Below are 20,891 nucleotides of genomic sequence, written 5' to 3' on the forward strand. Positions count from 1 at the left end.
CCGCCACATCGGTTGAAGGCGGTGTGTGAGCGCCAGGGGTTGTGTGTGAGCACCGTCAGGCGGGGGTGCCTCGTTCGCGGGTGCGGGCTCGGTGGGCGCGCACCCGGGCGCGGACGCCGCAGCGGTCCGGGGCGCACCAGCGACGGCGGCCTGCGGGGTCGAGGAAGGCCATGCGGCAGTCGTCGGCCGCGCAGGCGTGCAGGTGTTCCGCCTCGGGTCCGCCGAGGTGTTCGAGGGCCTGGCGGGCGACGCGGGCGAGCGCGACCTCCGGCGTCGGGGGCGCGGCGGGCGCCGGGCGGCCGTTGCGTTCGACGGGGCGCAGCGAGGTGTCGGCGTCGAGCCAGCGCCGGAGCGCGCGCAGCGGCTCGGCGGGCACGGGTTCTCCGTCCAGCACGGCGATGACGAGCGGGCGGAGCGTCTCCCGGAGGGCGCGGGCGCTCGCGACGTCGGCATCGGTGGGGGCGCGCTCGGGCGTCAGCCCGTGGTGGGCGAGCCAGCGCTGCATGGGCTCCGGACCGGTGAGGCGCTCGACGGGATCGGCCGTGTAGGCGTTGCCGACGCTGGCCAGCAGGTCCAGCCAGGACGTGCCGGCGTCGAGGCGCAGGTCCGGTGAGGCGGCCACGACCACCACTGTAACGGGTTGACTCGTTACCTGCTCATGTGTAACGGTTTGAACCGTTACATGGAGGTGGGCGTGGACCGGTTGTCGAAACCGCTGTTCGTCCTGCTGTGGAGCTCGGGGTTCCTGGCGGGAGCGCTCGGCACGCGGGACGTGCCCGGGCTGTCCCTGGCGACGGTGCGGCTCGTCCTGGCAGGCGGGTTGCTCGTCGTGGTGGCGGTGGCCACCGGGGCGCGGTGGCCGCGGGGGCGTCGGGAGTGGCGCGACCTCGTCGTCACGGGCCTGCTGATCCAGGCGGTGCAGTACGGGGCCGTGAGCTGCGCGCTGGCGCTCGGGGTGTCGGCGGGCCTCGCCGCGCTGGTGCTCTGCCTGAGCCCGGTGGTGGTCGCCGCGTTCGGCGGGCCGCTGCTGGGGGAACGGCTCGGGCCGATCGGGTGGGCCGGGTCCGCCGTCGCCGTGGCCGGGGCGCTCGTCGCCGGGGCCGACCACCTCGACGGCGGCGGCGGCACCGCGGGGCTCGCCCTGCTCGGCCTCGGGCTGGCAGGCTTCGCCGCGGGCACGCTCCACCAGAAGCGGGTCGGCGCGGAGATGGACCTGCGGACGGGCTCGGCCGTGCAGGTGCTGGTCGGCGCGGTGGTGCTGCTGCCGCTCGCCCTCCTCGTCGACGGGGGTCTCGTCCTGCCGGGCGGGGCGGCCGGGATCGGCGCGCTCGCCTGGGTCACCGTCGTCAACTCAGGTGTTGCGGTCCTGCTGCTCTTCGTGCTGCTGCGCCGGGGCACGGCCGCGGGCGTGAGCGGGCTGCTCTACGTCGTGCCGGCGGTCACGGCCGTGCTCGCCGTGCCGATCCTGGGGCAGCCGCTCGAGCCGCAGACGCTGACCGGCCTCGCCGTGACGCTCGCGGGGGTGCTGCTGGTGCAGCGCGCGTCGCGGCCCGCCGGCCCACCGCGCCGGGCGCCGGCTACGCCGCCGACACGTGGGACAGCAGGCGCAGCTCGTCGTCCGTGAGCTGCAGGTCCAGTGCCGGCAGCTGCGCCGCCAGCTGCTCGGGGGTGCGGGCGCTCGCGATCGGCGCGGTGACGGTGGGCTGGGCGATCAGCCAGGCGAGCGCGACGGCCGCCACCGGCACCTGGTGTCCCGCCGCGATCTCGTCGAGCACGGCGAGCACGGCGCGGCCGCGGTCGTCGAGGTATTCGAGCGCCCCCTCGGCGCGCTCGCTCTCCACCGGGGTGTCGGGGCGGTACTTGCCGGTGAGGAAGCCCTTCGCGAGCGCGTAGTACGGCATGCAGGCGAGGCCCTCGCTCGCGACGATCGGGGCGAGCGCGTTCTCGTACTCCTCGCGCTCCATGAGGTTGTAGTGCGGCTGCAGTGCCACGTAGGACGCGAGGCCGTCGCGCGCGGAGATCTCCAGAGCCGAGCGCAGCCGCTCAGCGGTGAAGTTGGAGGCGCCGAGCGCGCGCACCTTGCCCGCCTTCACGAGCGCGTCGAACGCGTCGGCGGTCTCCTCCTGCGCGGTGTCGGGGTCGTCGCGGTGGGCGTAGTAGAGGTCGATGTAGTCGGTGCGCAGCCGCCGCAGCGAGTCGTCCACGGCCTCGGCGATGTTGCGCGCGGACAGGCCCTTGCGCTGCGGCCACGAGCCCACCTTGGTGGCGACCACGACCGATTCCCGGTTGCCCCGGGAGGCCATCCACTCCCCGATGAGGGCCTCGGACTCGCCGCCGGAGTTGCCCGGCTTGCGCCAGAAGTAGGAGTCCGCGGTGTCGACGAAGTTCCCGCCCGCGGCGACGTACGCGTCGAGCACGGCGAAGGAGGTATCGCGGTCGGCCGTCCAGCCGAAGACATTGCCGCCGAGGCACAGCCGGGTGACGTCGAGGTCGCTCGAGCCGATCTTCACCATGGTTCGCAAGCCTACGAGCTGCGGTGACGGGGTGCCGACGCGGTTGGGGTGCCGCCGTTGAGCGTTGGCACTCTCATGGGTAGAGTGCCAAAGGAACGGCCCGGGCGTTCCGGCACCCGCGACGACGGAAACGCCCGCGCGCTGCTCCACCAGAACCCATTCAGCGAGTGCACGCACCCCAGGAAGGGGAGGTCATCAAGTGGCGAACATCAAGCCGCTCGAGGACAAGATCGTCGTCCAGGCCAGCGAGGCCGAGACCACCACGGCGTCCGGCATCGTCATCCCGGACACGGCCAAGGAGAAGCCGCAGGAGGGCAAGGTCCTCGCGGTGGGCCCCGGGCGCATCGACGACAACGGCAACCGCATCCCGCTCGACGTGAACGTCGGCGACGTCGTCATCTACTCGAAGTACGGCGGCACCGAGGTCAAGTACAACGGCGAGGAGTACCTCATCCTCTCCGCCCGCGACGTGCTCGCGGTCGTCAACTGACCCACATCACCGTGTCGCCGCCGCCCCGGTGGTCCCTCGACCGAGCGGGCCACCGGGGCGGCGGCTTCTTGGGCTGAACGAGAGAGGCAGGCATGCCGAAGCAGATCAGCTTCGACGAGACGGCGCGCCGGGCGCTGGAGCGCGGGGTGAACCAGCTGGCCGACGCGGTCAAGGTCACCCTGGGCCCGCGCGGCCGCCACGTCGTGCTGGACAAGAAGTTCGGTGGGCCGACCGTCACGAACGACGGCGTCACCATCGCGCGTGAGATCGACCTGGAAGACCCGTTCGAGAACCTGGGCGCCCAGCTCGCGAAGACGGTCGCCACCAAGACCAACGACGTCGCGGGTGACGGCACCACCACCGCCACCGTGCTCGCACAGGCGATGGTGGCCGCGGGCCTGCGCAACGTCGCGGCCGGGGCCAACCCCACCGCGCTGGGCAAGGGCATCTCGCTGGCCGCCGAGAAGGTGGCCGAGGTGCTCAAGGAGAAGGCCATCCCCGTGGAGGGGAAGGCCATCGCCCAGGTCGGCACCATCGCCTCCCGTGAGGAGGAGATCGGCTCGCTGATCAGCGAGGCGCTCGAGAAGGTGGGCACCGACGGCGTCATCACCGTCGAGGAGGGCTCCACGCTCGCCACCGAGCTGGAGATCACCGAGGGCCTGCAGTTCGACAAGGGCTACCTCTCGCCGTACTTCGTCACCGACGCCGAGTCGATGGAGGCGGTGCTCGAGGACGCCTACGTCCTGCTGCACCAGGAGAAGATCGGTGCGATCGCCGACCTGCTCCCGCTGCTGGAGAAGGTGCTCGGCGAGGGCAAGCCGCTGCTGATCGTGGCCGAGGACGTCGAGGGTGAGGCGCTGTCCACGCTCGTCGTCAACTCGATCCGCAAGACCGTTCGGGTCGCCGCGGTCAAGTCGCCGTTCTTCGGCGACCGCCGCAAGGCGTTCATGGACGACCTCGCGATCGCCACCGGCGGCACGGTCATCAAGCCCGAGGTCGGCCTGAAGCTGTCGGAGGCCGGGCTGGACCTGCTGGGCCGGGTCCGGCGCGTCGTGGTCACCAAGGACACCACCACCCTCGTCGAGGGTGCCGGTTCCAAGGAGGCCGTCGAGGGGCGCATCGCGCAGCTGAAGCGCGAGATCGAGGAGACCGACTCCGACTGGGACCGCGAGAAGCTGCAGGAGCGGCTCGCGAAGCTCTCCGGCGGCGTCGCGGTCATCAAGGCCGGCGCGGCCACCGAGACCGCCCTCAAGGAGCGCAAGCACCGCATCGAGGACGCGGTGTCGGCCACCCGGGCCGCGGTCGAGGAGGGCATCGTTCCCGGCGGTGGTTCGGCGCTGGTGCAGGCGGCCAAGGCGCTGGAGGGCGGCCTCGGCCTCAGCGGTGACGAGGCCACCGGCGTGAGCATCGTGCGCCGGGCGCTCAACGCGCCGCTGTACTGGATCGCCGCCAACGGCGGCCAGGAGGGCGCGGTCGTCGTCTCCAAGGTCGCCGAGCAGGAGTGGGGCCAGGGCTTCAACGCCGCCACCCTCACCTACGGCGACCTGCTGGCCGACGGGGTCATCGACCCGGTCAAGGTCACCCGGTCCGCCGTGGTGAACGCCGCGTCGATCGCGCGGATGGTGCTCACCACGGAGAGCTCGGTCGTCGACAAGCCGGAGCCCCCGGCTGCCGAGGCGGGTGGCCACGGCCACGGCCACGGTCACGGCCACTGAGCGACCCCCGGGCAACACCCCACGAACGGCACCCCTGCCCGCAGGGGTGCCGTTCGTCCGGTTAGGGCGGGGTTGCCCCGGCGGCGACGAGGCGTCGACGATGAGGTGGTGGCCACCACCGCGCACGCGCCGGGTCTCACGGTGGCTGCCACGGCGCGCAGGTTGGGCGTGGCTCCCGCCACGCTGCGGACGTGGGACCGCCGCTACGGGATCGGGCCGAGCGACCACGCGCCCGGCCGCCACCGCCGCTACTCCACCACGGACCTCGCCCGCCTCGAGCTGATGCAGCGCGCGCTCGTGCGCGGCGTGGCCCCCGCGGACGCGGCCCGCTACGCGCTCTCCGTCCCGGCCCCCGAGCGGGCCCCGGTGCCGGAGGGGAACGGCGCGCAGGCCCCTGCGCGGTCCCGGGGCGCGGCCGGGCGGGCTCGCGGCCTGGCGCGCGCCGCGCTCGCGCTCGACTCCGTCGCGGTCTGCGACGTGATCACCGAGTCGGTACGCGGCGAGGGCGTGGAGACCACCTGGGACGAGGTGGTGCGACCAGTGCTCGGCGCCGTCGGCACGCGGTGGGCCGACACCGCCACCGGGGTGGAGGTCGAGCACCTCGTCACCGCATGCGCGGTGGCCGCGTTCGGGGCGCTGCTGGGCCGTCCGGACGGGGCGGCGAACCCCGCTCGTCCCGTGCTGCTCGCCGCCGTGCCGGGGGAGCAGCACGCGCTGCCGGTGCTCGCCCTCTCGGCCGCGCTGCGCGCGCACGGTGTCGTACCCCGCTACCTCGGCGCCGACCTGCCCGCCGCGGCGCTGGCGGCCGCGGCACGCCGCACCGCCCCGGCCGCCGTGGTGCTCTGGTCACTGCTGCCGGAGACCGCCGATCCGCGGCTGCTCGCCACGCTGCCCCGCACCCGGCTGCGCTTCCGGACGTTCGCCGCGGGACCCGGGTGGGACGCCACCGCGCTCCCGGAGCGCACGGGCCGGCTCACGTCGCTGGGGGCGGCCGTCGCGACGATCAGCTCCGCGGTCCACGTGTGACCCGGCCGGGGCCGCAGCAGAACTGACCCCGAACGGAGGCTCGACAGCAAACGACGCTGCCGCCCGAACGGCGCAGCGGTCGGTGAGCGAACTGCGAGCGAACGCGCCACGCCGACGACACGCCGGGACGGCCACGGTGAGCGTCATCCTGCGACGATGTGCCCCGGTCAGGAGGCACCCGATGAGGGTGGGTGTGCCATGGACCGTCCAGCAGCCGGTAACCTCATTAGTCCGTTCGGTCCTACGTCACCCACATGACGAGTGCCACTTGGCGCAAGACTCCCGAATGGAGGGCACAAACCGGCCCTGATCGTGTCAAGGTGAGCTTGTCACCCGCCGATGAGGGGGGTGACACATCACCCGGCTGCAGGAAGCTGCAGGAAGGAATCGTCGTGACGACGGTACTCATCTGCGACGATCGTCGCAGCGTCCGCGAAGGCCTGACCCGCGTGATGTCCGCGGTGCCGGGGGTGCACCGGATCGATTGCGTTGCACATGGGGACGAGTTGCTGGCGAGGTTCTCCCGGCAGCCCGTGGACGTGGTTCTGGTCGGCACCCAGCGTGCGGTGCCCACCGGGGTCGAGGCCACGCGGCGGCTGGTCGCCGCCCACCCACAAGCCAACGTCATCGTCTTCGGCGCCCCCGACGACGCGGGCAGCATCGCTGCCGCGATCGCCGGCGGTGCGCGCGGCTACCTGCGCTGGGACGCGTCGCGTCCCGAGCTGGTGGCCGCACTCGCACACACGCTGGCGAGCACGGCTGTGCCCACACCGCGCGCGCCCACGGACCCCGGCGTGCAGCTCACGGAGCGCGAGCTCCAGGTGCTGCGCGGCATGAGCCAGGGCAAGAGCAACGGCCAGATCGGCCGCGAGCTCTACCTGTCGGAGGACACGGTCAAGACCCACGCCCGCCGGCTGTTCCGCAAGCTCGGTGTGCGGGACCGCGCCCAGGCGGTCGCCCACGGCTTCCGCCGGGGCCTCGTCTCCTGAGGCACGACAACGAGACGAGCGCGAGGAGCGGCGCCGGCAGGCGCCGCTCCCGCTCGCGCCCTGCGCGTCGTCACCCGGCGCGCCGGTGTCACCCGCACACACCTTCTTCACATCCGCGGTCGCCCGCAGTGCGCGATCACGCGTTGACCTCTCCCGCGGTGTAGCTCTCCCGCGGTGACTTGAGCACCCGATCGGGTGGACATGGTCCGGTCACGGCAACCGAGAGCCTCGTTCGTGCGTCTTCCCCTTCAGACGAAGTAGCCCATCCCGGTCCACCGAGCGCCTTCGCTACGGTGGTCCGCAATGAGGCACGGTTGAACACTCTCCGTGGTCAGCCTCACGAACGGATGATGCCGAACATGTCCCGTAACGCGCGAACCACGGTCCGCGATGAGTGAGCAGACAGACGTACCCGACGAACTGGTGGCCCGTGCCATGACGGGCGATCCCCAGGCCGTCGGGGCCGTGATCGCCCTCATCCGGCCGATGGTCGTGCGCTACTGCCGGGCACGCCTGGGTCGGGTGGACCGTTCGTCGGTCTCGGCCGACGACGTTGCACAGGAGGTGTGTTTGGCCGTGCTCACGGCCTTGCCCGGATACCGCGTGCAGGGACGCCCGTTCCTCGCGTTCGTGTACGGGATCGCCTCGCACAAGGTGATCGACGCACACCGGGCGGCCACCCGGAACCGGTCGGAGCCGGTGGCGGAGCTCCCCGACGCCGTCGAGTCGTCCGACGGGCCCGAACAGCGCGCGCTGCGGATCGAACTGTCGAGCGAGATGGGAAAGCTCCTCGACACGCTCCCCGAGAAGCAACGGGAGATCCTGGTGCTGCGCGTCGTCGTCGGGCTGTCGGCCGAGGAGACCGCGGAAGCGGTCGGTTCCACGCCAGGCGCGGTGCGGGTGGCACAGCACAGGGCGCTCGCGCGCCTACGGAAGTCGATGCCCGAGGAGGAGGTGGTCTGAGTGCCCGATGACACGCGCCACCCCTTCGGCGACCACAACGGCCACAACGGCACCAACGGGTCGCGCCCGCACGGCATGCAGTCGCAGCCGATGTCCTTCGACGAGGCCGCCGAGCCGGTCGACCTCGTCGCGGTGCAGGCCGATGACGAGCTCATCAACGCCCTCGCCGCCGGCATGTCGGTGTCGGCACCCGGCGTCGGCGGCTACGACGCCGACGACCGCGTGGCCGCGATCCTCGCCGCGTGGAAGGCGGACGTCGACGCCGACCCGATCCCCGAACTCGTCGACCTCGACACCGCGGTGTCCACCGTGGTGGCCGCGCGCCCCCCGTCGGGGCGCACCCGGCACCTGGTGCCGGTGGCGGCGGCCGCCGCGTTCATCGTGCTCGCGATCGGCGGAGTGTCCGTCACCTCGTACAACGCGCAACCGGACGACGCCCTGTGGGGCGTGTCGAAGGTGCTCTACAGCGAACGCGCCGAGTCGGTCGAGGCCGCGGCGCGCGTCGAGGAGCGGATCGACGCCGCCAAGGCGGCGCTCGCCGCGGGGCAGCCGGTGCTCGCGGCGAAGGAGCTCGCGCAGGCCCAGCGCGACCTCGAGACCGTCCGCCCGCAGGAGGGGCAGAGCGACCTCGCCGAGGCCCAGGACTTCCTGCGCGCCAAGGCCGCCGAGACCCCCGAGGGGAAGAAGGTCGACCCGGCGTCTCCGCTGGCCACCCAGCCCTCCCGCGAGGTCCCGGAGAGCGTGCGCGACCCGCGGCCGTCGGAGTCCGAGGACGCCGACAGCGCCACCCGGGACGCGGACCCGTCAACGGGCACGGGCGAGGGCGAGCCGGGTCCTGAGGTCGCCAACACGCCCGACGGCAGCACCGGCGGCCCCACCACCCGGCCCACCGACGACCCGCGGCGGGCGGCCGCACCCGAGCAGGGCACCTCGGCGCCCACCAGCACTCCCACGCCGGCCCCGGGCGCGGGCAACGGCGAGGGCGGGCCGGACGAGCCCACGGGTGGGAGCAGCCCCACGGCCACCTCGGAGGGCAGGCCCGACCCCACCAGCTCGCCCGCGCCCCCGCAGAGCGACGAGGGCGACGCCGAGGCACCCGAGACCGGCGGGCCGAGCGCGTCCGGTGCGCGCCCGCCTGCCACCGGCAACTGACGCCCGACACGACGAAGCCCCCGATCTCCACAGGATCGGGGGCTTCGTCGTCGTTGGTCGGGCTCGCCCGTCAGGAGTCGGACAGCACGGCGTCGGCGTAGCCGCGGCAGTACTCCCAGGTGACGTAGTTCGTGGGGTCGGGGTCGAACGCGGGCTCGTGGGGCCTCATCTGGCCCTCGTCGAGCAGCTGCTGCAGGCTGGAGCGAAGCAGGCTCCACTCGTGGAAGTGCTGCTCGCCGCAGTCGCCGCAGTCGACGACGATGCCGCGCACCCCACGTGTCTCGAGGAGCGCCTGGTACACGGCGAGATCGGCGAGGTCGGCCACCACTTCGTCGCGCTCGGCTTCGCTCAGCGACTCCTGCTCGACGGTCTCCGGGCGGTCGAGCGACAGCGCGGGATCGTGCGGATCGCCCGCGAACGGGTCGGGCGGCAGCGCATCACGTGACACGAACCTCACGATACCCGCACGTGAGACGCTGCGGATGCCCCGCACGGCGAACGCTGGTCCCAGCGGGTGATCAACACGGGGACGGCGGGCGGAGCGGGTGTGGTCACGGCCTCGTCACGACCTCGGCGGCCGGAGCGATCGCCGTCTATACGATGGACGGGAGGGGTCGTGACGGCGAGACGGGATGGTGGCGATGACGACCGAGGCCACGAGCCAGGAACTACCCCCCAAGTTCGCGATGCTGGGTCTGACGTTCGACGACGTGCTGCTGCTGCCGGCGGAGTCGGATGTCATCCCCAGCTCGGTGGACACGAGCACGCAGGTCACGCGCCGCGTCCGGTTGAAGGTGCCGATCGTGTCCTCCCCGATGGACACCGTCACCGAGTCCCGGATGGCGATCGCGATGGCCCGCGCGGGTGGGCTGGGTGTGCTGCACCGCAACCTGTCGCCGGAGGAGCAGGCGGCGCAGGTCGAGGTGGTGAAGCGGTCGGAGGCCGGGATGGTCACCGATCCGGTCACGTGTTCCCCGGACGACACGCTGGCCGACGTCGACGCGCTCTGCGCCAAGTTCCGGATCTCCGGCGTGCCGGTCACGGATGCGGGCGGGCACCTCGTCGGGATCATCACCAACCGCGACATGCGGTTCGAGATGGACCACTCGCGGCCCGTGCACGAGGTCATGACGCACACCCCGCTGATCACGGCCCGGGTCGGGGTCACCGCGGAGGCCGCGCTGGGGCTGCTGCGCCGCCACAAGCTCGAGAAGCTGCCGATCATCGACGGTGACGGCATCCTGCGCGGCCTCATCACCATCAAGGATTTCAACAAGACCGAGAAGTACCCGCTCGCCACCAAGGACCCCGACGGGCGCCTGGTGGTCGCGGCCGCCGTGGGCGTCGGCGACGACGGCTACGCGCGGGCGATGAACCTGGTGGACGCCGGTGTCGACGTGGTGATCGTCGACACCGCCCACGGCCACTCCCGGCGCGTGCTGGAGACCGTCGCCAAGCTCAAGGCCGAGGTCGGGCACAACGTCGACGTCGTCGGCGGCAACGTCGCCACCCGCGCCGGCGCCGCGGCGCTGGTCGAGGCGGGCGCCGACGCGGTGAAGGTCGGCGTCGGGCCGGGCTCGATCTGCACCACGCGGGTGGTGGCCGGCGTCGGCGCTCCGCAGATCACCGCGATCTACGAGGCCGCGCAGGTGTGCGCCCCGGCCGGCGTGCCCGTGATCGGCGACGGCGGCATCCAGTACTCGGGCGACATCACGAAGGCGATCGTCGCGGGAGCGTCCACCGTGATGCTGGGCAGCCTCCTGGCCGGCACGGCCGAGTCGCCCGGTGAGCTGATCCTCGTGGGCGGCAAGCAGTTCAAGACCTACCGCGGCATGGGGTCGATCGGCGCGATGCGCTCGCGCGGCGACTCCAAGTCGTACTCCAAGGACCGCTACGCCCAGGACGACGTGCTCAGCGAGGACAAGCTGGTGCCGGAGGGCATCGAGGGCCGCATCCCGTTCCGCGGCCCGCTCGCGCAGGTGGTGCACCAGCTCACCGGCGGGTTGCGCTCCGGCATGGGCTACGCGGGCGCCGAGACGATCGAGCAGCTGCAGCAGGCGCAGCTCGTCCGGATCACCGCCGCCGGGCTGAAGGAGAGCCACCCGCACGACATCACGATGACGGTCGAGGCGCCCAACTACGCGGCCCGATAGCGGGCGTTCTACTGTGGTCACCCGTGCGTGACCTCGTGGAGATCGGGATGGGCCGGGAGGCCCGTCGCAGCTACGACCTGGCTCAGGTCGAGATCGTGCCGTCCCGGCGGACGCGGAGCTCCCAGGAGGTCTCGACCGCCTGGCAGCTCGACGCGTACCACTTCGGGATCCCGCTCGTCACCCATCCCACCGACGCGATCGTCTCGCCGGCCACCGCCGTGCGGATCGGCCGGCTCGGGGGGCTCGCGGTCCTCAACGCGGAGGGCCTGTGGGCCCGCCACTCCGACGTCGAGGGCGCGCTGGGGCGGGTGGCCGACGCCGTGGAGGACGACGACCCGCTCGCCGCCGTCCGGCTGCTGCAGGAGCTGCACGCCGCCCCGGTCCAGCCCGCGCTGCTCACCGAGGCGCTGAAGACCGTGCGCGAGGCGGGCATCACCGTCGCCGCCCGGGTGAGCCCGCAGCACGCGCGCGAGCTCACCCCCGACCTGCTCGCGGGTGGCGTCGAGATCCTGTTCGTGCAGGGCACGATCATCTCCGCCGAGCACGTGTCCGGCGGGGAGCCGCTCAACCTCAAGGAGTTCATCAACTCCCTCGACGTCCCGGTGGTCGCGGGCGGCGTCGGCGACTACCGCACCGCCATGCACCTCATGCGCACCGGCGCGGCGGGCGTGATCGTCGGGTACGGCGAGTCGTCGGCCACCACCACCGACGACGTGCTCGGCATCGGCGTGCCGATGGCCACCGCCATCGTCGACGCCGCCGCGGCCCGCCGCGACTACCTGGACGAGACCGGCGGCCGCTACGTCCACGTGATCGCCGACGGCGGGATGGCCGGCTCCGGCGACATCGCCAGGGCGATCGCCTGCGGCGCCGACGCCGTCATGCTGGGCGAGCAGCTCGCGGGGTCGAGCGAGAGCCCCGGCCGCGGCCTGTACTGGACCTCCGCCGTGGCGCACCCGTCGCTGCCGCGGTCGGAGATCTCCGGGTACCTGCAGGGCGACATCGACCTGGAGACGCTGCTGTTCGGCCCCACCCGCAGCCCCTACGGCACGGTCAACCTCTTCGGGGCCCTCCGCCGGGCGATGGCGAAGACGGGCTACTCGGATCTGAAGGAGTTCCAGCGCGTGGGCCTCACGGTCCGCGGCTGACCCTCCTGGTCCTGCCGCTGCAGGCGTCCCCGATGCCCTGGTGTGCGGCTCGGCCCGCTCGTGGCGGCGAGCAGCACACTGCTGTCGTTCCGCAGCGCTGATGTGCTTCTCGGCGCAGATCTCCGGATGCTGATGGGGGCGAGCAGCACGCTGCCGTCGCTCGCGCAGCGCTGGTGTGCGTCTCGAGAGGCTCTCCAATGGAGGTCGGGGCGAGCAGTACACCGGTGTGGTCGGGGCCGGGGCGTACTTCCGGCCGGACCGCGGGTTGATGGTCGAGGCGAGAAGCACGTTGCTGTCGGCCGTCGGGCTGGGCTGGGCGTCTCGGGCGGGAGGGTCGCGGCGAGGAGTACGCCGCTGTCGTCGGTGTAGCGGTGGTGTGCTTCTCGGTGGTGGGTCTCTGGTTGCTGGTGGTAGCGAGCAGCGCGCTGCCGTCGTTCGGGTAGCGCTGGTGTGCGTCTCGGGTGGGTCTCTGGTCGTTGATGGGGGCCAGCAGCACGCTGCTGTCGGCCGTCGGGCTGGGGTGTGCGTCTCGGGCGGGAGGATCGCCGCGAGGAGTACGCCGGTGTCGTCGGTGCAGCGTTGCGGTGCGTCTCGTGTGAGTTCTCCAGCGAGCGATCCTGGTGATCAGCACGGGAGTGTGGTCCGGAGAGCCGGGGTGTGCTTCTCGATGCAGTCATGCCGCTGAGAGGGCCGCCAGTGGCACGCCTGCCTCGCGGGCGGCGGCGTCGAGGCGCGTGCGGACCCGCTCCGCCACCAGGTCCGGGCGTCGGACGACGATGTACGCCCCGAAGCGCAGCACGCTCCAGCCCGCAGCCGTGAGGTACGCCTCGCGTTCCAGGTCGTGCAGCGCGCGATCGGGGTCGAGGTGGTCGCGCCCGTTGTACTCAACGGCGATGCGGACAGCCGGGTAGGCGAGGTCCAGCAGGTAGCGGCCGACCCGGTGCTGCAGCACCGGCAGCGGAAGCCCCGCGAACCGCAGCGCGAGCCGGATGCGGGTCTCCATGGGCGAGCCGGAACGGCGATCGGACAGCTCCACCACCTGCGGCAGCTGCGCGCTTCCGCGGGCACCCCGGTGCCGTCGGGCCACGCCGAGCACGTCACCAGGGTCGAATCCGTGGACGTTGGCCAGACCGTCCACAGCCACCACGGCCTCGACGAGCGAGGTGCGGCGGGCGATGTCGTAGGCGGTACGCCGCGGTGACGTGACCACGAGGCCACCGGCCACCTGCAGCTCGTCGGGCGGGATCGCGTCCTGCCGGGCGATCAGCCGGGGGTGTGGGCGCACGCGGTGCCGCGAGACGATCTCGGCCGGTGCTCCGAGCGGTGCGCAGTCGACGCCGAGCAGTTCGGCGGCGGAGTACCCGCCCAGCGCGCCCCGCCCCTCGACGAGCAGGTACGCCGCCCGGGAGAGCAGTGCGAAGTCGACCTCGGTGTCGACGAGCACGTGGATGTCGGGGAACAGGCGGCGGAATCGCGGCCCGCGCAGGAGGCCGGGGGTGAGAAGGCCGGAAGCGATCGCGGAGGAGCCGCGGAACGGTTGCGTCAGATCCATGACCCGCACCGACGGCCCCTGCGGGTGCGCGGTTCCATCCCGTTCGCACCTGCACACGATCCGCCGCCGGCAAGCACCCCACGGCTGCCTGCCCAACGTCCACGTCCTTCTCGGAAGGATCACCCCGTGCGAGGCGTACATCAGGGTTGCGGGGGCGCGCTGGTGTGCGGCTCGCGGCCGGTGATCGATCCGAGCCGTACGGCAGTGCTCGCGGGGGAGCCGAGGAGTGCTTCTCGTCGCGATTCGGGATGGGTGGCCGGGGGTGGTGGGGCGCACGACATACCCTGGTGCGGTGCAGCCCCCCACCGTCCTCGTCATCGACTACGGCGCGCAGTACGCGCAGCTCATCGCCCGCCGGGTGCGGGAGGCGCAGGTCTACTCGGAGATCGTCCCGGGGGACACGCCGGTCGCCGACATCGTCGCGCGCAAGCCGGCGGCCCTGATCCTCTCCGGTGGGCCGTCGAGCGTGTACGCGGACGGTGCGCCGACGGTCGACCCCGAGTTGTTCACGACGGGCATCCCGGTGCTGGGGCTGTGCTACGGCTTCCAGGCCATGGCGCAGGCGCTCGGCGGCGAGGTGGCCCCGGACGGCACCCGCGAGTACGGCCGCACGGAGCTGTCCGTCTGCGGCGGCGTGCTGCACGACGGGTTGCCGGAGCGGCACCCGGTGTGGATGAGCCACGGCGACTCGGTGGTACGCGCCCCGGAGGGCTTCACGGTCACGGCGTCCTCGGAGCGGGCGTCGGTGGCGGCGTTCGAGGACCCGGTGCGGCGGCTGGCGGGCGTGCAGTACCACCCGGAGGTGGGGCACTCGCCGCACGGCCAGGAGGTGCTGCGGCGGTTCCTGCACGAGGTCGCGGGCATCACGCCGAGCTGGACCACGTCGTCGATCATCGACGACACGGTGGCCGCCGTGCGCGCCCAGATCGGCGACGGGCGCGCGATCTGCGGCCTGTCGGGCGGCGTGGACTCCGCGGTGGCGGCCGCGCTCGTGCAGCGCGCGGTCGGGGATCGCCTCACCTGCGTGTTCGTCGACCACGGGCTGCTGCGGTCGGGGGAGCGCGAGCAGGTGGAGCGCGACTTCGTGGCTGCCACGGGCGCGAAGCTGCACACCGTCGACGCCCGCGACCGCTTCCTCGACGCGCTGGCCGGGGTGAGCGACCCCGAGGAGAAGCGCAAGATCATCGGGCGGGAGTTCATCCGCGTGTTCGAGGCCGCCACGGCCGAGGTCGCGGAGAGCGAGCACGTCGGTTTCCTCGTGCAGGGCACGCTGTACCCGGACGTCGTCGAGTCGGGTGGTGGGTCGGGCACGGCCACGATCAAGAGCCACCACAACGTCGGCGGGTTGCCAGACGACCTCGAGTTCGAGCTCGTCGAGCCGCTGCGGGCGCTGTTCAAGGACGAGGTGCGCCGGGTCGGTGCCGAGCTCGGCCTGCCCGAGACGATCGTGCACCGACAGCCGTTCCCCGGCCCGGGGCTCGGCATCCGGATCATCGGAGAGGTCACGGCCGACCGGCTGGCCACCCTGCGCGCGGCTGACGCGATCGCGCGGGAGGAGCTCACGTACGCGGGGCTCGACCGTGACATCTGGCAGTGCCCCGTGGTGCTGCTGGCCGACGTCCGCAGCGTGGGCGTGCAGGGCGACGGGCGCACGTACGGCCACCCGGTGGTGCTGCGGCCCGTCTCCAGCGAGGACGCCATGACAGCCGACTGGACCCGGCTGCCCTACGACCTCCTCGAGCGCATCTCCACGCGCATCACGAACGAGGTGGCCGAGGTCAACCGGGTCGTCCTCGACGTCACGAGCAAGCCGCCCGGCACCATCGAATGGGAGTGACGAACTAGCTGGAGCGGCGGCCGCGCAGGCTGCCGACCAGCAGCAGGATCCCGATCGCGGCGGCACCGGCGGCGAGGAGCCACCGGGCGTCGAAGCCGGCGAACGACGGCACCTCGCCGACGAACGCGCTCGTCGCCATCCCGAGGGCCAGCAGCCCCACCACGAGGGCGAGGGGGTCGGGCCCACGCCTGCGCTTCTGCGGGGTCGTTCCCTGCTCAGCCACGGAGCACCTCCACATCCGCCACACCGGCGTCGATGTCGATCACGAGCGGTCGGCCGTCGCGCACACCGTCGGTGCCGAGGTCGTCGATCGCCTGCACGTACGCGTCGGGGCCCTCGTCCCGGAGTGCGCCGAACCGGACGTCGCCGAACCCGGCGCGCGCGGTGACGGTGACGTCGGCGGCGGGCGGCACCCGCACCTGGACGTCACCCGCGCCCATCGAGATCCGCGTGCGCACCGGGCTGGTGTTGCCGTCGGGCGGCACGGCGAGGTCGAGCCTGCTCAGGTCGAGGTTGATCTCGCCCGCTCCGCGCTCGTAGCTGGGCTGCAGCGAGCTCACGGTGGTGGGCGCCGCCCTCAGCTCGCCGTACCCGTCGCCCTGCCAGCGGTCGAGGGGCGCGGCGAGCAGGCTCCAGGTGAGCGCGCCGACGAGCAGCGCGACCGGGATGAGGCCGCGCCCTGTGCGCAGGAACGATCCGACGACCAGTCCGACGCCGAGCACCGCGAGGACCACACCGCTCAGCACGGCCAGGTTCCCGAGCGTCCACATCCCGCCGAGGATCATGATCCCCGCGGTGGCGCTGCCGGCGAGGAGGGCGAGCCCGAGCGTCACCGGAGTGACGGGCAGCTTCCGCGGCGGCGCTTCGGTGACGGGCGGCGAGGGTTCGGGCAGGTCCCACGCGAACGGGGCGGCACCGAGCGGGTCCCACGCGGGTGGGGTGGCCGGTGGTTCGGTGCTCGCGGCGGCCCCGGTGGGCTCCTTCACCAGCGACACCTCGGTCGGGGCCGCGGACGATGAGGTGGCCGTGGCCACGGTGGGCGCCTCCGCCACCGCGGTGCCGCGGTCGCCGCGGCTGCGGTGCAGCAGGTACAGCAGCCCGGCCACGACCAGCAGCGGGAGGATCATGTCCGGTCCGTCCCCGAACATCCCACCGATGGTCACCGCCGCGACGATCGCGAACGCGATCACGAGCCAGCTGCGGGGGCGCTCGGTCTGCGGACCCGCCGGGTCGGCGGGCGCGTCGGGCAGCAGGATCCAGCCCGCGATGTAGAGCGCGGCCCCGATCCCGGAGAACGCCGCCACCACGAACCCGACCCGCACCAGCACCGGGTCGATGTCGTAGCGGCGCGCGATGCCCGCCGCCACCCCCGCGACCTTGCGGTCGTCCCTCGGCCGTGCGGGGCGGGTCTCCCACATCTCCCGCAGTGTGTCGCCGACGTCCGTTCGGCTGTTCATGCCGCCACCTCCTCGCCGTTCAGACTGCCCGCCCGCGGACCGCTCGAGGATGGGGGATGGCCCCGAGCCGTCCCGGAGGTTTCCCCGATGTCCTCCCCGTCTGCGCGTGTGACGATGGATGCGTGAACGGAGTTCCCGCGACCGCGACGCCGCCGCTCGTACGCAGGCGCAGCGCCCGCTTCGTGGCGGGTGTCGCCGGCGGCGTGGCCGACCACCTCGGCATCGACGTGCTCTGGGTGCGCACGGCGTTCGTGGTGCTCTGCGCGCTCAACGGCGCAGGTGCCATCGCCTACGGCCTGCTGTGGATCTTCGTGCGGCAGGAGCCCGCGGAGGTGCAGCGCACGTTCGGGCGTGCGGAGCGCCAGCAGGCGGTCGGCCTGGCCGCGCTGGGCATCGGCGCGGGTCTCGCCGCCGCGGCGCTCGGCAACACCGTGGTCGGCTGGATCGTCGGACCGCTCGGGGTCGCGGCCGTCGGCGCCGCGGTCGTGTGGCGGGAGGCCGACGAGTCGCAGCGGAGGCGCTGGACGGCCGGGGCGCGCTCCGGCGTCACCGGAGTGGTGGGCGGCGGCCGTGCCGCGCTGTGGCGGGTGATCGCCGGTGCGCTGTTCGTCGCCACCGGGATCGGGGTGTTCCTGTTGGGCAACCTGGACCTCTCGCAGCTGCAGTTCGGACTGCTGGCGGTGCTGGCCACGCTGGTGGGCGTCGGCGTGCTCACGATCCCGTGGTGGGTGCGGCTCATGCGCGAGCTGGGCGAGGAACGCCGCGAACGCATCGTCGAGGCCGAGCGTGCCGAGATCGCCGCGCACCTGCACGACTCCGTGCTGCAGACCCTCGCGCTCATCCAGCGCCAGTCCGACCAGCCGCGGGAGGTGTTGCGGCTCGCCCGCGGCCAGGAGCGCGAGCTGCGGCACTGGTTGTACGGCCCCACCGGGTACGGCCGCTCGGGCCGCGCGTCCGGCGACCCGGCCCTGTCGGAAGGGCTGGCCGACGCCATCACCTCCGCCGCGGCCGAGGTGGAGGACACGTACGCGATCGACGTGAGCCCGGTCGTCGTGGGCGACCGCCCGCTCGACGACGGGCTGCGCGCGCTGGTGCTCGCGGCCCGGGAGGCGATGGTCAACGCCGCCAAGCACGCCGAGGTGGGCGAGGTCAGCGTGTACGTGGAGGTGGAGCCCTCGGAGGTGCACGTGTTCGTGCGCGACCGCGGGGTCGGCTTCGACCCGGCCGCCGTGCCGGCCGACCGGCACGGCCTGGCCGACTCGGTGCACGGGAGGATGGAGCGCCACGGAGGCGCCGTGCGGCTGCGCAGCACCCCCGGCGAGGGCACGGAGGTGCACCTCAGCATGCCGGTCGACGGGCACACCGCCGAGCAGGACGAGCCCGCACCCGCGCGGGCGCAGGAGGAAGCCAACTCATGACCGAACCGTCCGACGCGCCCATCCGCGTCTTCCTGGTCGACGACCACGGCCTGTTCCGCTCGGGGGTGCGTGCCGAGCTCGAGCGGCACGTCCCCGACGTCACGGTGGTGGGCGAGGCCGGGTCCGTTGACGAGGCCGTGGCCGCGATCCGCCACCTGCGTCCCGACGTCGTGCTGCTGGACGTCCACATGCCCGACGGCGGCGGCGCCGAGGTGCTGCGGCAGCTGCGCCCGGAGCTGCCGGACGTCGTGTTCCTGGCGCTGTCGGTGTCCGACGCCGCGGAGGACGTGATCGCGGTGATCCGCGCGGGGGCCCGCGGCTACGTCACGAAGACGATCTCCGGGCGCGAGCTGGCCGACGCGGTGCGGCGGGTGAAGTCGGGCGACGCGGTGTTCTCCCCGCGGCTGGCCGGCTTCGTGCTGGACGTGTTCTCCGACCGGCCCGGTGCCGCCCCGCCCGGCGACCCGGAGCTGGACCTGCTCACCCGCCGCGAACGCGACGTGCTGCGCCTGCTGGCCCGCGGCTACGCGTACAAGGAGATCGCGGGTGAGCTGTTCATCTCGGTGAAGACCGTGGAGACCCACGTGTCGAGCGTGCTGCGCAAGACGCAGCTGTCGAACCGCTACGAGCTCTCGCGGTGGGCGTCGGACCGGCGCCTCGTCTAGCGCGCCGGCCCGACGCCCGCGACGGCGTCAGCCGAGGAGGCCGCCGACGGTGTCGGAGACGGCGCCGACGAGGCCGCGATCGCCTCCGTCGTCGTCACCCCCGTCGTCGCCATCGCTGCCGCTGTCCTCGTCATCGCCGCTGTCGCTGCGGGAATCCGAGTCATCCTCGCCGTGGGGAGCGGACGAGTCCTCATCATCATCTGCATCGTCGGCGGACATGAGACGCGAGGACCGGGAGCCCTCGTCGTCATCGTCGTCGTCGCCGTCGCTGCTCTTCTCGCTCTTGCTGCTGTCGCTGTCGCCGTCGTCGCCGCCGAGGCCGAGCGCGCCGACGACCCCGCCGACGGTCTTCCCGACGGTGCCGAGCAGCCCGTCGCGGTCGTCGTCCTCGTCGCCGTCCGACGAGTCGCCGGACCGGTCGGACGAGTCGTCGCTGCTGCCGCTGCTGCCGCTGCTGCCGCCCGAGCTGTCGCCGGCGGAGGACCCGGAGTCGTCGCCGGAGGCGGTGGAGCCGGAGTCGTCGTCGCCGTCGGTGGACGTGGCGGCGGACGAGTCGTCGTCGTCACCCGCGCTGCCCTGAGAACCGGTGTCGCCGGTGCCGTCGTCGGTGCTGCCGGTGTCCTCGGCGCCGGTGTTGCCCGCGGCCAGCGCGCCCGGGAACGCCACGGGCACCCAGTCGGACGGGGCGGGGGTGCCTGCGTCGAGCGGGTCGCGCGCCGCCGCCTGGTCGATGACGACGGTGTCCGGGGGAGCGACCGGGCCATCGGGGTCGAGCAGACCCTGGCCGGGATACGGACCGTCGTCCTCGGCGCCCCCGGGGGCGGGCACCTGGTTGGCGGTGGGCACGACGTCGGTGAGCAACGTGGCCCCGAGCACGGAGCCCGCGGCGAGCAGGGTGCCTGCGGCGATCGCGCCCCGGCGGACCATGTCGCGCCGGTCGGACCGCTCCTCGTCGGCGGGCTCCTCGTCCCGGCGCGAGCGGGGCTGCAACGGCCGGTCGGCCGCACGGGGAGCGCGGCCCTCGCGGCGCAGCAGGGCGCCGACCGAGATGCCGTCGGTCTCGGGCTCGTCGACGAGCTCTCTCACCGGGGCGGGCGCGTTGCGGCTCAGCAGGTCGGCAACGGTGATCACTTCCGTCGCGGGTGCATCTGATCCATCTCGGTGCAGGATCTGAGCCACAGCGGGACGTCCTCCCTTGGAGTGAACGGACGCCCGAATGTCTACCGGATGCCGCGGACGGACACCAAGTGTCATTCATCCGCTCGTCGCATGTCACACGAACGGTCTATTTCCGTTCAACGACGATTACCGACCGTTCGACCGCCTGAGCAGCCGTCCAGCGCTCCGTTGATCCGCTCGCCGAGCCCGCCGGGCCGCTCGGCTCGACGAAGACTTGCGATGGGTGGAGACCGTCGTGATCTTTCCGAGATCGGGAGAGCGCGTTTTTGATCAGGGGAGCGTGCGGAACCGCGACCGGGTGGAGTCGAGCGCCTGCTTGGCGTAGATGCCGGCGCCGCCGCCGAGGAGCAGGCCCACGAGATCGATCGGGACCGAGTTGCCCGCGGTGAGCAGCAGGCCCAGCAGGGCGACGCCCGCCGTGCCGCCCGCCACCTTCCACCGGCCGTTGACGTAGTCGGTGGTGGTGCCGCCCGAGATGCCGCGCTTCTTCGCCGCGGAGCTGAGCAGGGCCAGGTAGCCGACGTGCCCGAGCGCGACCACCAGGCCGACGAGGGCGATCACAGCAGCGACGATCCCGAACACCACACCCATGGCACCAGAGTGCCACGGATGGAGGGCCGTGTGCGGGGATCGG

Annotated in this window: 20 protein-coding genes; 12 read left to right on the plus strand and 8 right to left on the minus strand. The window is 73.0% G+C overall.

Going from position 1 to position 20,891, the window contains the following annotated elements; genetic code table 11:
* Positions 1 to 55: 55 nt before the first annotated feature.
* The gene (locus ACFPL3_RS02120; protein WP_343947261.1) at positions 56 to 622 is read right to left on the minus strand and encodes a CGNR zinc finger domain-containing protein; all 567 of its coding nucleotides are present in this window, start codon (positions 620 to 622) and stop codon (positions 56 to 58) included.
* 72 nt (positions 623 to 694) lie between these two features.
* Here ACFPL3_RS02120 and ACFPL3_RS02125 point away from each other — a divergent pair, with 72 nt between their 5' ends.
* Positions 695 to 1,624 carry a DMT family transporter gene (locus ACFPL3_RS02125; protein ID WP_343947260.1) on the plus strand — a complete coding sequence of 310 codons (930 nt, stop codon included), beginning with the start codon at positions 695 to 697 and terminating at the stop codon, positions 1,622 to 1,624.
* Here the strand turns inward: ACFPL3_RS02125 and ACFPL3_RS02130 are convergent.
* On the minus strand, positions 1,578 to 2,513 hold the full coding sequence (locus tag ACFPL3_RS02130) for an aldo/keto reductase (RefSeq protein WP_343947259.1): 936 nt from the start codon (positions 2,511 to 2,513) through the stop codon (positions 1,578 to 1,580). The two genes, ACFPL3_RS02125 and ACFPL3_RS02130, sit on opposite strands and share 47 nt — an antisense overlap.
* A 199-nt stretch (positions 2,514 to 2,712) precedes the next feature.
* Here ACFPL3_RS02130 and groES point away from each other — a divergent pair, with 199 nt between their 5' ends.
* The 6 genes from groES to ACFPL3_RS02160 all read left to right on the plus strand — a co-directional run bounded on the left by groES (position 2,713) and on the right by ACFPL3_RS02160 (position 8,848).
* The gene (gene groES / locus ACFPL3_RS02135; RefSeq protein ID WP_028929219.1) at positions 2,713 to 3,003 is read left to right on the plus strand and encodes a co-chaperone GroES; all 291 of its coding nucleotides are present in this window, start codon (positions 2,713 to 2,715) and stop codon (positions 3,001 to 3,003) included.
* A 92-nt stretch (positions 3,004 to 3,095) separates the two neighbouring features.
* Positions 3,096 to 4,718, plus strand: coding sequence for a chaperonin GroEL (groL, locus tag ACFPL3_RS02140; protein ID WP_343947258.1), 1,623 nt, complete (start codon positions 3,096 to 3,098; stop codon positions 4,716 to 4,718).
* Positions 4,719 to 4,826: 108 nt separating this feature from the next.
* Positions 4,827 to 5,744 (plus strand): MerR family transcriptional regulator, encoded by a 918-nt coding sequence (locus ACFPL3_RS02145; protein WP_343947257.1) that lies wholly within the window; start codon positions 4,827 to 4,829, stop codon positions 5,742 to 5,744.
* 392 nt (positions 5,745 to 6,136) lie between these two features.
* Positions 6,137 to 6,733, plus strand: coding sequence for a response regulator transcription factor (locus ACFPL3_RS02150; RefSeq protein ID WP_075942692.1), 597 nt, complete (start codon positions 6,137 to 6,139; stop codon positions 6,731 to 6,733).
* 390 nt (positions 6,734 to 7,123) lie between these two features.
* Positions 7,124 to 7,696: a sigma-70 family RNA polymerase sigma factor gene (locus ACFPL3_RS02155; protein ID WP_343947256.1), complete on the plus strand. Its 573-nt coding sequence runs from the start codon at positions 7,124 to 7,126 to the stop codon at positions 7,694 to 7,696.
* On the plus strand, positions 7,697 to 8,848 hold the full coding sequence (locus ACFPL3_RS02160) for an anti-sigma-D factor RsdA (protein ID WP_343947255.1): 1,152 nt from the start codon (positions 7,697 to 7,699) through the stop codon (positions 8,846 to 8,848).
* 70 nt (positions 8,849 to 8,918) lie between these two features.
* Here the strand turns inward: ACFPL3_RS02160 and ACFPL3_RS02165 are convergent, their stop codons facing one another.
* Positions 8,919 to 9,305, minus strand: a complete 387-nt coding sequence (locus ACFPL3_RS02165) for a DUF5319 domain-containing protein (RefSeq protein WP_343947254.1) — start codon at positions 9,303 to 9,305, stop codon at positions 8,919 to 8,921.
* A gap of 184 nt (positions 9,306 to 9,489) precedes the next feature.
* Between ACFPL3_RS02165 and guaB the strand changes: the two genes are divergently transcribed.
* Together guaB and ACFPL3_RS02175 are read left to right on the plus strand one after the other, a co-directional pair.
* On the plus strand, positions 9,490 to 11,001 hold the full coding sequence (guaB, locus tag ACFPL3_RS02170; protein ID WP_343947253.1) for an IMP dehydrogenase: 1,512 nt from the start codon (positions 9,490 to 9,492) through the stop codon (positions 10,999 to 11,001).
* A 23-nt stretch (positions 11,002 to 11,024) separates the two neighbouring features.
* Positions 11,025 to 12,149 carry a GuaB3 family IMP dehydrogenase-related protein gene (locus tag ACFPL3_RS02175; protein ID WP_343947252.1) on the plus strand — a complete coding sequence of 375 codons (1,125 nt, stop codon included), beginning with the start codon at positions 11,025 to 11,027 and terminating at the stop codon, positions 12,147 to 12,149.
* A 673-nt stretch (positions 12,150 to 12,822) separates the two neighbouring features.
* Here the strand turns inward: ACFPL3_RS02175 and ACFPL3_RS02180 are convergent.
* Positions 12,823 to 13,701: an endonuclease domain-containing protein gene (locus tag ACFPL3_RS02180; RefSeq protein WP_343947251.1), complete on the minus strand. Its 879-nt coding sequence runs from the start codon at positions 13,699 to 13,701 to the stop codon at positions 12,823 to 12,825.
* A 292-nt stretch (positions 13,702 to 13,993) separates the two neighbouring features.
* Here ACFPL3_RS02180 and guaA point away from each other — a divergent pair, with 292 nt between their 5' ends.
* A complete protein-coding gene (gene guaA, locus ACFPL3_RS02185; protein ID WP_343947250.1) occupies positions 13,994 to 15,538 on the plus strand; it encodes a glutamine-hydrolyzing GMP synthase in 1,545 nt (514 codons plus the stop codon).
* Between the two features lie 4 nt (positions 15,539 to 15,542).
* Here the strand turns inward: guaA and ACFPL3_RS02190 are convergent, their stop codons facing one another.
* Positions 15,543 to 15,761, minus strand: a complete 219-nt coding sequence (locus ACFPL3_RS02190) for a hypothetical protein (protein ID WP_343947248.1) — start codon at positions 15,759 to 15,761, stop codon at positions 15,543 to 15,545.
* Positions 15,754 to 16,995 (minus strand): PspC domain-containing protein, encoded by a 1,242-nt coding sequence (locus ACFPL3_RS02195; RefSeq protein WP_343947247.1) that lies wholly within the window; start codon positions 16,993 to 16,995, stop codon positions 15,754 to 15,756. Before ACFPL3_RS02195 ends, ACFPL3_RS02190 begins: the two co-directional genes overlap by 8 nt.
* Before the next feature lie 122 nt (positions 16,996 to 17,117).
* Between ACFPL3_RS02195 and ACFPL3_RS02200 the strand changes: the two genes are divergently transcribed.
* Together ACFPL3_RS02200 and ACFPL3_RS02205 are read left to right on the plus strand one after the other, a co-directional pair.
* Entirely contained in the window at positions 17,118 to 18,413 is a 1,296-nt protein-coding gene (locus ACFPL3_RS02200; RefSeq protein WP_343947246.1) for an ATP-binding protein, read from the plus strand.
* Positions 18,410 to 19,078 (plus strand): response regulator transcription factor, encoded by a 669-nt coding sequence (locus ACFPL3_RS02205; protein WP_343947245.1) that lies wholly within the window; start codon positions 18,410 to 18,412, stop codon positions 19,076 to 19,078. The genes ACFPL3_RS02200 and ACFPL3_RS02205 overlap by 4 nt, the downstream gene beginning before the upstream one ends.
* 27 nt (positions 19,079 to 19,105) lie before the next feature.
* On the opposite strand, the gene ACFPL3_RS02210 is transcribed toward ACFPL3_RS02205, so the two are convergent.
* Positions 19,106 to 20,209 carry a hypothetical protein gene (locus tag ACFPL3_RS02210; RefSeq protein ID WP_343947244.1) on the minus strand — a complete coding sequence of 368 codons (1,104 nt, stop codon included), beginning with the start codon at positions 20,207 to 20,209 and terminating at the stop codon, positions 19,106 to 19,108.
* 318 nt (positions 20,210 to 20,527) lie between these two features.
* Positions 20,528 to 20,848, minus strand: coding sequence for a hypothetical protein (locus tag ACFPL3_RS02215; protein WP_343947243.1), 321 nt, complete (start codon positions 20,846 to 20,848; stop codon positions 20,528 to 20,530).
* Positions 20,849 to 20,891: the final 43 nt, after the last annotated feature.

This window comes from Pseudonocardia zijingensis, from assembly GCF_042657305.1.
GTDB lineage: Bacteria > Actinomycetota > Actinomycetes > Mycobacteriales > Pseudonocardiaceae > Pseudonocardia > Pseudonocardia zijingensis.

Excerpts from the sequence above, each read along its gene's own strand:
- guaB (WP_343947253.1), top strand. The coding sequence starts at position 9,490 with ATGACGACCGAGGCCACGAGCCAGGAACTACCCCCCAAGTTCGCGATG.
- ACFPL3_RS02180 (WP_343947251.1), bottom strand. The coding sequence starts at position 13,701 with ATGGATCTGACGCAACCGTTCCGCGGCTCCTCCGCGATCGCTTCCGGC.
- ACFPL3_RS02195 (WP_343947247.1), bottom strand. The coding sequence starts at position 16,995 with ATGAACAGCCGAACGGACGTCGGCGACACACTGCGGGAGATGTGGGAG.
- groL (WP_343947258.1), top strand. The coding sequence starts at position 3,096 with ATGCCGAAGCAGATCAGCTTCGACGAGACGGCGCGCCGGGCGCTGGAG.
- ACFPL3_RS02155 (WP_343947256.1), top strand. The coding sequence starts at position 7,124 with ATGAGTGAGCAGACAGACGTACCCGACGAACTGGTGGCCCGTGCCATG.
- ACFPL3_RS02215 (WP_343947243.1), bottom strand. The coding sequence starts at position 20,848 with ATGGGTGTGGTGTTCGGGATCGTCGCTGCTGTGATCGCCCTCGTCGGC.
- ACFPL3_RS02205 (WP_343947245.1), top strand. The coding sequence starts at position 18,410 with ATGACCGAACCGTCCGACGCGCCCATCCGCGTCTTCCTGGTCGACGAC.
- ACFPL3_RS02130 (WP_343947259.1), bottom strand. The coding sequence starts at position 2,513 with ATGGTGAAGATCGGCTCGAGCGACCTCGACGTCACCCGGCTGTGCCTC.